Consider the following 12,140-nt stretch of genomic DNA (forward strand, 5'->3'; position numbering starts at 1 on the left):
TCCTCGCCGGGCCCCGTGCCCGCACGTCACGGCCGGACGGTAGCCTCTCCCCCGACGAGAACGTTCGTGCACGCCGGGCCGGGAGGTCCGGCCGCGCCGGAGGGGGATCCCATGAAACGCCGGGCCGTCGCCTGGACCGCCGCGGCCGCGGCGGTCGTCGCCGTCGCGGCCGGCACCGCGATCGCCCGCCACGGCGACGGGTCCGACCCCGCGGACGCCCTGGGCACCACTCCCGCCACCCCCTCCCCCGGCACCTCCGGCACCTCCGGCACCGGCGAGATCCTGCCCCACCCCGGCCCGGACGGGCTGCTCTGGATCGGCGACTGGATCGGCAACGGCGGTGCGGCCAGCGGCGGCGCGAGCCCCTCCGGGCAGCCGGTCACCGTCACGCTCGCCTGCCGCGGCGACCTGCCGGCCAAGGCCAAGGTCGTCTTCAGCACGGCCTCCGACGACCCGGTCGAGTTCACCGTCACCTGCCCGCCCGGCGCCACCGGCACCGGCTCGACCACGGTGCGCGCCGCGCAGGCCGGCTCCTTCGAGGTCGGCGTGACCACCTCGGACCCCGGCCTGCACTGGGGCCTGACCGTCACCCAGCCGGATTCCTGAGCCGCCGAGCCGCCGAGGATCTTCCCGGACGGCGGCGGGCCCCACGAGCAACCCGGTGGGCGCCGCCACCTCGCCACCGGCCTCGCCACCGCCCCGGTTCACGCCCCCGGCAGGCGGTCGAGCAGCGCGGTGAAGTCGGTGGCCGGTGCCAGCGTCCCGAAGGCCAGGCCTCGGTCGGCGGCCAGCCGGGAGGCGCAGAACGCGTCGGCGACGGCGGCGGGGGCGTGCCGGACCAGCAGCGCGCCCTGCAGGACGAGCGCGGCGCGTTCGATCACCCGGCGGGCGCGCAGCTGGGCGTCCGCGGTGGGGCGCAGCTCCGCGCGCAGGTCGCGCCAGGCGGCGTCGAGCCGGGCGTCGGCGCCCGCGGCGAGGTCGATCTCGGCGGCGAAGGCGTCCAGCGCCCCGGGTTCGCGGGCCAGGGCGCGCTGGAGGTCGAGGGCGGTGACGTTGCCGGAGCCCTCCCAGATGCTGTTGAGCGGGGCCTCGCGGTAGAGCCGGGGCAGGCCGGAGGCCTCGTCGTAGCCGTTGCCGCCGAGGCACTCCAACGCCTCGGCGACGGCGGCGGGTTGGCGCTTGCAGACCCAGTACTTGGCGACGGCGGTGGCGATCCGCAGGAAGGCGCGTTCGCCGGTGTCGCCGTGCCGGGCGCGGTCGGCGGCGCCGGCCAGCCGCAGGGCGAGGGTGGTGGCGGCCTCGGACTCGAGCGCGAGGTCGGCGAGCACGTTGCGCATCAGCGGCTGGTCGATCAGCAGCGCGCCGAAGGCGGTGCGGTGGCGGGCGTGGTGGGCGGCCTGGGCGAGGGCGGCGCGGGTGCCGGCGGCGGAGCCGAGGACGCAGTCCAGCCGGGTCATGGTGACCATCTCGATGATGGTGCGCACGCCCTTGCCCTCGGGGCCGACCAGCCAGGCCACCGTGTCGTCGAACTCGGGTTCGCTGCTGGCGTTGGCGCGGTTGCCGAGCTTGTCCTTGAGGCGCTGGATCCGGAAGGCGTTGCGGCTGCCGTCGGGGAGCACCCGCGGCACGAGGAAGCAGGACAGGCCGCCGGGCGCCTGGGCGAGGACCAGGAACAGGTCGTTCATCGGCGCGCTGGTGAACCACTTGTGGCCGCGCAACCGCCAGCTGCCGTCGGGCTGTTCGGCCGCGGTGGTGGTGTTGGCGCGGACGTCGCTGCCGCCCTGCTTCTCGGTCATCCCCATGCCGGCCAGCAGGCCGCGCTTGCCCACCGGGGCGCGCAGTCCGGGGTCGTAGGCGCGGCTGGTGAGCAGGGGCTCGTACGCGGCGGCGAGGTCGGGGGCGTGGCGCAGCGCGGGGACGACGGCGTACGTCATGGAGACCGGGCAGAGGTGTCCGGGTTCCAGGGTGGTGGCGACCATGAAGCCGGCGGCGCGGGCGACGTGGGCGCCGGGCCGAGGGTCGGCCCAGGCGGCACCGGCCAGTCCGGCGCCGACCGAGAGGTCCATCAGGTGGTGGTAGGCGGGGTGGAACTCGACCTCGTCGATCCGGTTGCCGTAGCGGTCGTGGGTGCGCAGTTCGGGTTCGTGCCGGTTGGCCTGGTCGGCCCAGTGCTGGGCCTGCTCGCTGCCGGCCAGCCGGCCGAGGCGGTGCAGTTCCTCGCGGTGCCAGCCGGCGCCCTCGCGGTCGAGGCCCTCCAGCAGGACGGCGTCCTCGGCGACGTCGTGGCCGGTCAACGGCGGCGCCTGGTTGGTGACCCGGTGGGTGGCGGCGGTGGGGCGGCTGACGGGCACGGGAGGCTCCAGAGGGTGGGGGCGGGCGCTCGGACGGACGGGCGGACGGACGGACGGACGGGGGCCGAACGGGCCGGGCTCAGGCGGGTGGGGCGGCGCCCGCGCAGCGCAGGGCCATCGCGGTGAGGTCGGCGAGCAGGGCCTCGGCGGTGCCGTCCTCGGGGCCGCCGAGCGGGTCGACCAGGACCTCGCCGATCGCGCCGGTGAGCGCGGCGGCGGTGATCTCGCCGTTCTGCGCGGGCAGGGCGCCGACCGCGACGCCCTCGCGCACCACCTCGGCGAACAGGGCGCGGTAGCGGCGGCGGAAGGCGAGCCGTTCGGCGCCGACGGCGGGTTCGGCGGGGGCGGCCAGCAGGGCGTGGGCGAGGCCGCGGTTCTCCAGGGCGCGGCGGGCGAACACCTCGACGCCGCGGGCGAGCCGTTCGACCGGGTCGCCGGGGCCGTGCAGCACTTCGCCGAGCACCTCCACCTCGCGTCCGGCCGCGCGCCGGAACACCTCGACGGCGAGCGCCGCCTTGGACGGGAAGTGCTGGTACACCGAGCCGGCGGCGATCCCGGCGGCGTCGGCGACGGCCGTCACGGACGCCTGTGACCAGCCCACTTCCGCGACGACCTCGGTGGCGCAGGCCACCAGGCGCTCCTTCGCGGTGGTGAGCCGGTGGATTTCGGCGGGGGTCTTGCGGTAGGCCATGGAAGAAGTGAAGCATCATTCACAGCTTCCCGCCAAGGACCCCGCGGACCTCTCCGCCGAGGGCCCCCGCGGGTCCGGCACGTCAGGAGAACGTGATGCACCTCAGCACCCTGTTGGACGGCGCGGTCCGCTCGGCCGGCGACAAGGAGGCCGTCGTCTACCGCGAACAGCGTTGGACGTACCGCGAGTTCGGCGCGGCCGCCCGGCGCGCGGCGAGCGTGCTGCGGTCGGCCGGGGTGCGTCCCGGCGACCGGGTGGCGGTGATGACGCACAACACCCCGGCCTTCCTGTTCGCCGCGTTCGGGGCCTGGTACGCGGGCGCGGTGCTGGTGCCGGTCAACCACAAGCTGCAGACCGCCGAGGTGGCCCGCCAGCTCGCCCACTGCGGGGCGCGGCTGGCCGTCGTCGACGCCGCGATCGGCGCCCGCGCCACCGCGGCCGACCCGGGCGTCCGCTGGCTGGTCAGCCACCCGGACGCCGCCGCCGACCGGCGCCCCGCCGACTCCTTCGAGTCCCTGCTGGCCGCCGCCGAACCCTGGACGGGCGAGGCGGGACCGGACACCGACACCGCCCAGATCCTCTACACCTCGGGCACCTCCGGCACCCCCAGGGGCTGCGTGCACACCCACCGCGGCATCGCGCTGACCGCCACCTACACCGCCGCCGCCATCCCGCTGCACCGCGACGAGCGCTTCCTGGTCTGCATGCCGATCTGGCACGCCTCCCCGCTCAACAACTGGGCGCTGGGCACCCTGCTGCTCGGCGCCACCGTGGTGCTCCAGCGCGAGTACGAGCCGCGCGGCATGCTGGAGACGATCCAGTGCGAACGCGTCACCGCCCTGTTCGCCGCCCCGATCGCGCTCATCGCGCCCGTGCAGGCCGTCCCGGACTTCGCCTCGTACGACCTGTCCTCGGTCCGCGCCTGGATCTACGGGGCCGGGCCGCTCGACGCCGGCACCGCGCGCCGGCTGATGGCCGCGTACGGCTCCGCGGACTTCCACCAGGTGTACGGCATGAGCGAGACCGGCCCGGTCGGGGCCTCGCTGTCGCCGGCCGAGCAGCTGACCAAGGCGGGCGCGATCGGACGCGGCGGCATGCCCGGCGTGGACCTGCGGGTGGTCCGGCCCGACGGCACCGACGCGCGGGCCGGGGAGAGCGGCGAGATCTGGCTGCGCTCGGACACCCGGATGGTCGGATACCTGGACGACCCGGCGGCCACCGCCGAGGTGTTCGCGGGCGACTGGTACCGCAGCGGCGACCTCGGCCGGATCGACGCGGACGGCTTCGTCACCGTGGTCGACCGGATCAAGGACGTGATCGTCACCGGCGGCGAGAACGTCGCCTCCCAGGAGGTCGAGGGCGCCCTGCGCGGCCACCCGGACGTCCTGGACGTCGCCGTGGTCGGCCGCCCGCACCCGCAGTGGGGCGAGACGGTGGTCGCCGTCGTGGTCCCCCGCGAGGGCTCCGCGCTCGACACCGCCGCCCTGCGCAGCTGGCTGGAGCCCCGGATCGCCCGCTACAAGATCCCCCGCGAACTCGTCCTCCGCCCCGCCCTGCCCCGCACCCCCTCCGGAAAGGTCACCAAGCACGTCCTCCGCGCCGAACTGACCGCCCCCGCCCCCGCCACCCCCTCAACCTGAGCCCGGCGCCGGGCCCGCACCGGCCTCACGTACCGTCGGCGGACCAGCGCAGCACGGGCGAGCAGGCACACTGGAGGGAACGGCAGCCCGGGGAGCGGCGGCAGCGGTGCCGGCGCCGCCCCGCGGGCGGGGCCGGGTCAGGGGGTCGTCGTCCACGGATCGGATCACCGCGGTGCACATGGCACGTCCTCGGCCGGCCTCGTTGCGGACCCCGCGCGGCGCCCTGGTGCTCACCCTGGTGGTCGCGCTGGCACTGGCGGTGGTGGACGTGCTGATCGCGGTGCGGTTCCAGGAGGACGCGGCCCGCGAGAACGGCCACGTGTCCAGGGCGGAGCACAGCGTGGGCCGGATGTTCTCCGTCGTCCACACCGCCGAGGAGAGCGCCTACGCCCCCGACCCCGCCGAGACGCCCGCGAACGTGGTGAACACCGCCCGCGCCGACCAGGTGCGGACCCTGGCGCAGGAGATCGCCGCCGACGCCGAGGCAGTCAGCCTGCGCGCCGACGCGACGGCGCTGTCCGCCGCCCTCGACACCTGGCTGGCCGATCCGGCGAGCAGCATGCACCCCGTCCTCATCGCCGCCGACGCCCTCTCCGCCGACCTCGACCTCAAGCAGGCCGCCCAGCAGGAGAAGGCCCTCGCCGCGCAGAACACCCTGTTCCTGCTGCACGGCGCCTGCCTGCTGGCCCTGCTCGGCCTGCTCGGCGCCGTCACCTGGACGGTCTGGCGCCGGATCGTCACCCCGCTCGCCGCGCTGGAGGGCCACCTGGCCCGCACCACCGCCGATCCCACCGCCGCCGCCACCGTGCCGCAGCACGCCAGGTGGCTCGGCGGCGTCTGGGGCGAGGCCGAGCACGCGCTGCTGCTGCTGAAGGACTCCACCCGCCGGGCCACCAGGGCCGACGAGGCGCTGCGCACCGACGCCGCCACCAGCTACGGCCTGCAGCGCATCCTCGCCGTCCAGGACCGGCCGAACCCCGGCGTCACCGCCCGCACCGCCGGGCTGGCCGCCGAGGGCGTCGTCGCGGGGGACTTCGTCGAGGTCCTGCCGCTGCCCGACGGCCGCACCGCACTCCTCCAGGGCGACGTCTCCGGCCACGGCATCCACGCCGGGCTGCTCGCCGCCCAGGTCAAGAGCGCCGCCGTCGCGGCCCTGCGGCTGGGCCGCCCGCCGACCGCCGCCGCCGAGGCCGCCTGGTCCGTCCTCACCCACGAGGACGAGCGCTTCACCACCCTGGCCGTCGCCGTCCTCGACCCGGCCGCGCACCGGCTGACCTGGCTCAACGCCGGCCACGAGATCGTCCTGCTGCGCCGCGCCGACCACACCGTGCACGCCCTGGAACCCACCGGCCCGGTGGTCGGCTCCTTCCTCCCCGACCCCGAACGCGCCTGGCACACCCGCACCGCCCCCTTCGCCCCCGGCGACCTGCTGCTGCTCGCCACCGACGGCCTCACCGAGGCCCGCGACCCGGACGGCACCATGCTCGGCCGCGACGCCGTCACCGCCCTCCTCACCCGCGCCCCCGCCGAGCCCGACGCCGCCCTCCGCTCCCTGCACCGCGCCGTCGAGCAGCACGGCACCGACTGGAACCGCGACGACATCACCCTCCTCGCCGCCGCCCTCACCCGCCCCTGACCCGCCCCGGCCCCTAGACAGCCCGGACGGCGAGGGCCTCCGGCGGGCGTCACCGCCCAGGCAGCGGAGGACCGGCGGACAGCCGACGGTCGCGGCACCCGGGCGGGCACCGCGACCGTTGCGGACGACTCAGTACGGGAGCGGGCGGCCGGAGGGCGTGCGCAGGTCGAGCGGGGGGCGCGGGCGGGGTCGGGTGGACTGCTTGGTCACTGTGGTGGCCATCTCCATCACCTCTCTCGGTCACCGGGCATCTGCCCGTTCCGGACGGGATCGACACCCGGAGACGGCCGTGATCCGTCACGACCGTCCGTCGCGGCGGTCCGCGCGGGTGGACGGGCGGTGACACGGGTGGCCCGCAGCAGTGCCGCCCGGGCGGTGGGGGATCATGGCGCGACGTGTGTTCGGGCCGGTGAGAAAGATGGGACGCGGGCCCGGGGTGGAAGCTGCACGGCAACGGGCGGGCGCCGCGGCCCGGGGCGGTGGTGCGGCAGGACGAGCGGCTGCCGTGGGGGCGCCAAGCACCGACCGGTGTTCACCGACCGGGGCTTCGCCGTGCCGCACTGCCCGGGCGTGCGGCTGCGGACTCCGGCAGACGTGTTCGCCTACGCGCAGGCCGAGGACGTGGTCCTGCGCCTGGACGCCACCGAGGTCCAGGTCCGCCGCCGCCGATAGAAGAGGCCGCACCCTGTGGGCCGGCAACCTCCGCCCGGGACGCATGTGGAACGCGGAGGACCAACTGGTCCGGGTCGACACCCCGGACGGCACGTCATGGGCCTACCAGTACGACCCGATCGGCCGCCGCACCGTCAAGCAGCAGCTGGCACCGCAGGGCGCGGGCACCTCGGGGGAGACCCGGTTCTCCTGGGACGGCACGCAGTTGGCCGAGGAGTGCACCAGGTTCGCCGACGGCACGACGCGCACCCTCACCTGGGACTGGGCCCCCGGTAGCGGGGCGCCCGCAGCCCGGAGCGAACGCAGCGGGCTGCGGAGGGCGGGTCCACCGACGAGCGGTTCCTCGCGATCGTGGCCGACCTGGTCGGCGCACCGGTCGAATTGGTCACCACGGACGGCCAGGTCGTCTGGTCCGCCGAGGCCGACCTGTGGCGCTGTACTGGATCGACCCGCTCGGCCTGGCCAAGAAGCAGCCGTCCGGCATGAACGGCGGCGACCTCGATCCCGGCTACGGCCCCTCGATCCGGATGGAGTACGACGATCACCGCAACTTCATCAGCACCGGTAGCGGGCCCGGCCCCGACGCCTGGCGCGCCGCGCAGAGCAGCCTGATCCGGCAGGGCAAGTTCGACGAGGCGATGAAGATGGACATCGACGAGATCCGCCGTGTTCACGGCACGAAGTACGACGCCGCGATCAAGGAGATGGCCGACTCCCTGCCGCACAACGCGGAGTTCCAGAAGTGCCTCAGCGCCAACGGCTGGAAGATCCGCACCTGCCTCCTACAATGACCGGCATGGACATCGGCCTCGACCCGCCCCGCGGGATCAGCGGTTTCCCCCTGGGCATGCCGGCCGCCGCGCTCAAGGAAGCGGCGGCCGGGCTGGGAACCGTCAAGGTGCAGGACGAGGGTTCGGCGGACCGGTTCCGGTACATGAAGGTGCTCGCCCTGCACCCGCAGTTCGAGATCGTCTTCCACCTCGAGGACGGCAGGAGCCTCACCAGCGCGGAGGTGTGGATCCCCCGACCCGGCCCGGAGCGGATCACGGTCCGGTTCCGCGGCGTCGACGTCTTCCGCACCCCCGCCCTCCACCTCCTGAACCAGCTGGAGGCGATGGGCCTTACCGTCCTCCGGGAGCCCGACTACGCCTACGTACCCGGGCTGTCCCTCGGCTTCACCCGTACCGCCGGCCACGACGTCCCTCTCGACACGGACGGTGAACCGCTCTACTTCCAGGCAGTTCTGACCGGCCCGACAGGCTATTACGACTACAAGCTCAAGACTGCCTGAGCTTGACTCTGCCGAGGATCTTGGTGTTCGGCTACAGGTGATCATGACGGTGCGCCAGTCTCGCGGGTACACGATGACCGCGAGATTCCGAGGAACGTGACGTCGCTCCGTCCCCGTCCTGGCGCCGGGGTTCCGGAGTTGACGGCGCGGCCGGACGGCCTTCAGTGACTGCGGTCCCAGCGCCAATATTCCGGTACGGCCGGCCGCACCGAGAACTGCCAGATCGGCGTGTTAGCCGCCTACGCCGCCGGTCGCGGCCACGCTCTGGTCGACCGGGAGCTCTACCTGCCCAAGTCCTGGACCGAGGACCGGGATCGCTGCCGATCAGCCCGGATCCCCGACGAGCGGGACTTCGCCACGAAAGGCGAACCGGCCCGGAACGTGATCACGCGGGCGCTCGCATCCCCACCGCCGATCGCCTGGGTCACGGCCGATTCCGCCTACGAACAGGACTCCCGCTTCAGACGTTTCCTCGAAGAAGCCGACCCGTCCTACGTCGTGGCGGTGCCCAAATCCCAGCAGGTCCACGGCCCGCGCATCGACCACCTCATCAAGCAGGCCCCGCCGGGTGCCTGGCAGCGCCTGTCCGCCGGCAGAGGGGCCGAGGGCGAGCGGTGCTACGACTGGGCCGCCGCCCCACTGCCCGCCGTCCGGGAGTTCGACGGCGACGAACCCGTCCGCCAGCGCTGGATGCCGGCCCGCCGCAGCACCACCGGGCCCGATGAGATCGCCTACTACCTGGCCTGCGCGCCCGTGGACGCCACCGTCGCGGATCTGGTCCGTTTCGCGGGCTGTCGCTGGAAGATCGAGGAGTGTTTCCAGAGCGCGAAGTTCGCCGTCTGCCGGCAGCTGGACCCGGCCACCGTCCTGCGGACAGCGGCCATGCCGTGAAATGGTCACGATGGCGACGCCGTCACCAGGCACACGCACGCCACTGCCACTACATGCGCTACGGCCACCCGTTGGTGGGACGGTCTGCACAGGACCGGCCCACACCCGGTTCCGCACCACTACACTCCCCGCTCCCAGGCCCTTGACCAGCAGAAGCGCTGCTGGAGTATCAGGGCCTCTCTTTTGGATCATCGGGTGGCAGGGACTGTCGCCTTCATGAGATGCCTGTCCGAGTCTTCTCCTAGGGTGCGCATCGGTGTGTCCGATGGGTCGGCAGGAAGGCACGGAGATGACTGAGGCGTGGAATCGACTTCGGGCGATCATGGGGGAGCCGCTCTACGTCCCGGCCCGGGTCCCGTGGGAGCTGGCGCCCGTTGAAATGGGTGTCCAACTCCCCTCGGATTACCGGGCGTTCATCGACCTGTACGGCGGGGTGGTGCTGAATGGCGAGTGGGGCGTGTACACCCCGACATCGGAATCGCGCGGCGTGGAGCCGAGTGGTCTGGCCTGGTGGCGCTACGACACCGACATCAGCTTTCGTGACCAGGTCGAAGGCGAGGAATGTTACTGGGAGCAACCGGGCGCCACTCCGATCTTCCCGGACCCGGGTGGCCTGCTGCCCTGGGGATGGAACAGCAACCACCACCAGTGCTGCTGGCGGACGATCGGACCGGACCCCGACAAGTGGCCGGTGACGGTGTTCTTCGAGGATCGGCTCGATCATTTCGACGGAGGTTTCGCGGACTTCCTGGTGACCGTCCTGACGGGCGGATACGCCGCGGAGGACGAACTCCTGGTACGTGCCGACCCTGCGGTGTGGGGCCCCGAGAAGCCCCGGCCGCTCTGGTCGCCCCACCGTGACTGGGCGGGCAGGAATTGGGACGCCGAGTGGGGCGCAACCGGATTCATGGCATCCGGGTCGACGGAGATGCCCTGGACCAGAAATCCCAAGGGCTGAGGATCTCCGACCGATCCTTCCACGACGCTCCTTCGGATCATCTTGCCGACCAGATGAAAATGGCGGCGAGGTGGAGTCCGGCGAGGTAGATGGTGGCGGTCTTGTCGTAGCGGGTGGCCAGGCCGCGCCACTGCTTGAGCTTGTTGATGCAGCGTTCGACGGTGTTGCGCCGTTTGTAGGCGTTCCGGTCGAAGCCCGGTGGGCGACCTCCCCGCGAGCCTCGGTTCCTACGCTCGGCGATCTGGTCGGCGGGCTGCGGGATCACCGCGCGGATGCCGCGCCGCCGCAGGTGGTGCCGGACGGCGCGCGAGGAGTACGCCTTGTCCGCCAGGACCGTCTCCGGCGTCGTGCGCGGGCCGCCAACGGGCCGGGGCACCCAAATTGCGGGCCATGACGGCCTCGAACGCGGGCGCCTCACCAGCCTGGCCGGGTGTGAGGTGGAAGGCGAGCGGGCGGCAGCGCCCGTCGGTGGCGAGGTGGATCTTGGTGGTCGGTCCGCCGCGGGAGCGTCCGGTGATCTGAAAGAAACGACCTAGCCCTTCCGGCGGTCGTCGTCGTAAGCGCTGGTGCCCTCGTCCAGCAGCGGGCCGTCCGCGGCGGGCTGCGGGTGCTTGAGGTGGGCGGGGGCCAGCGCGCGCAGGCCGTGGTAGCCGAACACGACGATCAGGGTGCCCAGCGCGATGCCGCCCAGCTCGAAGTCGTCGGTGAACTTCAGCGTCACGTTGCCGATGCCGATGATCACGCCCGCCGCGACCGGCACCAGGTGCAGCGGGTTGGTCAGGTCCACCCGGTTGTGGATCCAGATCTGCGCGCCCAGCAGGCCGATCATGCCGTACAGCACCACCGTGATCCCGCCCAGCACCCCGCCCGGGATCGCCGCGACCACCGCGCCGAACTTCGGGCACAGGCCGAACAGGACGGCGAAGCCCGCCGCGCACCAGTACGCCGCCGTCGAGTACACCCGGGTCGCCGCCATCACGCCGATGTTCTCCGCGTACGTGGTCGTCGCCGGACCGCCCACCGCGGTGGAGAGCACCGTCGCCGCGCCGTCCGCCATGATCGCGGTGCCCATCCGGTCGTCCAGCGGGTCACCCGTCATCTCGGAGACCGCCTTCACGTGCCCGGCGTTCTCCGCGATCAGCGCCACCACCACCGGCAGCGCCACCAGGATCGCGGACGCCGAGAAGCTCGGCGCGTGCAGCGAGGGCAGGCCGATCCAGTCCGCCTTCCCCACCCCCGACAGGTCCAGCCGCCAGTGCTCGCCCGCCGCCCCGCCGCCCACCGGCGAGTCGATCTTCCCGAAGACCCGGTCGAACAGCCACGACACCGCGTACCCGAACACCAGCCCCAGGAAGATCGCGATCCGCGACCAGAACCCCCGCAGCACCACCAGCGCCAGCGCCGTGAACGCCATCACCAGCAGCGCCGTCCACTGGTCCTGCGGCCAGTACGTCCCCGCCGTCACCGGCGCCAGGTTGAAGCCGATCAGCATCACCACCGCACCCGTCACCACCGGCGGCAGCACCGCGTGGATCACCTTCGCCCCGAACCCCTGCACCACCGCCCCGCACGCCGCCAGCACCGCACCCACCACCAGCAGCGCACCCGTCAGCGTCGCGGCGTCCCCGCCCTGCGTCCTGATCACCGCCGCCACGCCCACGAACGACAGGCTGGAGCCCAGGTACGACGGAATCCGCCCCCGCGTCACCAGCAGGAAGAACACCGTCGCCACGCCCGACACCATCACCGCGAGGTTCGGGTCCAACCCCATCAGCACCGGCGCCACGAACGTCGCCCCGAACATCGCCACCACGTGCTGCGCCCCGAGCCCGACCGTCCGCCCCCACGACAGCCGCTCGTCCGGCCGCACCACCGCCCCGGGCCGCGGCGCCCGCCCGTCCCCGTGCAGCTTCCACCCGAACCCGACCTTCATCCCGCGTCCCATCTCTCTCACCGGCCCGAACACACGTCGCGCCATGATCCCCCACCGCCCGGGCGGCACCATGACAG

The 12,140-nt window shown here is 73.5% G+C and carries 12 protein-coding genes and 3 pseudogenes; 10 read left to right on the forward strand and 5 right to left on the reverse strand.

The features are described 5' to 3' along the window. Positions 1 to 111: 111 nt before the first annotated feature. Positions 112 to 606 carry a hypothetical protein gene (locus tag HUT16_RS05100; protein WP_176185864.1) on the forward strand — a complete coding sequence of 165 codons (495 nt, stop codon included), beginning with the start codon at positions 112 to 114 and terminating at the stop codon, positions 604 to 606. 98 nt (positions 607 to 704) lie between these two features. Here the strand turns inward: HUT16_RS05100 and HUT16_RS05105 are convergent, their stop codons facing one another. Continuing rightward, positions 705 to 2,363 (reverse strand): acyl-CoA dehydrogenase family protein, encoded by a 1,659-nt coding sequence (locus tag HUT16_RS05105; RefSeq protein WP_176192498.1) that lies wholly within the window; start codon positions 2,361 to 2,363, stop codon positions 705 to 707. Between the two features lie 67 nt (positions 2,364 to 2,430). Next, positions 2,431 to 3,042: a TetR/AcrR family transcriptional regulator gene (locus HUT16_RS05110; protein WP_176185866.1), complete on the reverse strand. Its 612-nt coding sequence runs from the start codon at positions 3,040 to 3,042 to the stop codon at positions 2,431 to 2,433. A 95-nt stretch (positions 3,043 to 3,137) separates the two neighbouring features. On the opposite strand from HUT16_RS05110, the gene HUT16_RS05115 reads away from it, so the two are divergent. The 4 genes and pseudogenes from HUT16_RS05115 to HUT16_RS39650 all read left to right on the forward strand — a co-directional run. Then, positions 3,138 to 4,682, forward strand: coding sequence for a class I adenylate-forming enzyme family protein (locus tag HUT16_RS05115; RefSeq protein ID WP_176185868.1), 1,545 nt, complete (start codon positions 3,138 to 3,140; stop codon positions 4,680 to 4,682). Positions 4,683 to 4,860: 178 nt separating this feature from the next. After that, a complete protein-coding gene (locus tag HUT16_RS05120) occupies positions 4,861 to 6,318 on the forward strand; it encodes a PP2C family protein-serine/threonine phosphatase (protein ID WP_176185870.1) in 1,458 nt (485 codons plus the stop codon). A 537-nt stretch (positions 6,319 to 6,855) separates the two neighbouring features. After that, positions 6,856 to 7,045, forward strand: a pseudogene (locus HUT16_RS37835) (IS5/IS1182 family transposase); the annotation flags it as partial. Then, a pseudogene (locus HUT16_RS39650) lies at positions 7,034 to 7,084 on the forward strand (hypothetical protein); the annotation flags it as partial. The pseudogenes HUT16_RS37835 and HUT16_RS39650, both read left to right, overlap by 12 nt. 8 nt (positions 7,085 to 7,092) lie before the next feature. On the opposite strand, the gene HUT16_RS05130 reads toward HUT16_RS39650, so the two are convergent. Then, entirely contained in the window at positions 7,093 to 7,230 is a 138-nt protein-coding gene (locus HUT16_RS05130) for a hypothetical protein (protein WP_176185872.1), read from the reverse strand. Positions 7,231 to 7,341: 111 nt separating this feature from the next. Here HUT16_RS05130 and HUT16_RS39655 point away from each other — a divergent pair, with 111 nt between their 5' ends. From HUT16_RS39655 to HUT16_RS05155, 5 genes are all read left to right on the forward strand, one after another. After that, the gene (locus HUT16_RS39655) at positions 7,342 to 7,476 is read left to right on the forward strand and encodes an RHS domain-containing protein (protein ID WP_176185874.1); all 135 of its coding nucleotides are present in this window, start codon (positions 7,342 to 7,344) and stop codon (positions 7,474 to 7,476) included. Continuing rightward, complete coding sequence (locus HUT16_RS05140; RefSeq protein WP_176185876.1) at positions 7,419 to 7,781, forward strand: hypothetical protein; 363 nt, start codon at positions 7,419 to 7,421, stop codon at positions 7,779 to 7,781. Before HUT16_RS39655 ends, HUT16_RS05140 begins: the two co-directional genes overlap by 58 nt. 5 nt (positions 7,782 to 7,786) lie before the next feature. Then, the gene (locus HUT16_RS05145) at positions 7,787 to 8,281 is read left to right on the forward strand and encodes a hypothetical protein (protein ID WP_176185878.1); all 495 of its coding nucleotides are present in this window, start codon (positions 7,787 to 7,789) and stop codon (positions 8,279 to 8,281) included. A gap of 168 nt (positions 8,282 to 8,449) precedes the next feature. Beyond that, positions 8,450 to 9,172, forward strand: a complete 723-nt coding sequence (locus HUT16_RS05150; protein ID WP_176192499.1) for an IS701 family transposase — start codon at positions 8,450 to 8,452, stop codon at positions 9,170 to 9,172. 289 nt (positions 9,173 to 9,461) lie between these two features. After that, a complete protein-coding gene (locus HUT16_RS05155) occupies positions 9,462 to 10,130 on the forward strand; it encodes a hypothetical protein (RefSeq protein WP_176185880.1) in 669 nt (222 codons plus the stop codon). 37 nt (positions 10,131 to 10,167) lie between these two features. Here the strand turns inward: HUT16_RS05155 and HUT16_RS05160 are convergent. After that, positions 10,168 to 10,648, reverse strand: a pseudogene (locus HUT16_RS05160) (IS5 family transposase); the annotation flags it as partial. Positions 10,649 to 10,662: 14 nt separating this feature from the next. Further along, a complete protein-coding gene (locus HUT16_RS05165) occupies positions 10,663 to 12,063 on the reverse strand; it encodes a uracil-xanthine permease family protein (RefSeq protein WP_176192500.1) in 1,401 nt (466 codons plus the stop codon). Positions 12,064 to 12,140 lie beyond the last annotated feature (77 nt).

Source organism: Kitasatospora sp. NA04385, assembly GCF_013364235.1.
Taxonomy (GTDB): Bacteria; Actinomycetota; Actinomycetes; order Streptomycetales; family Streptomycetaceae; genus Kitasatospora.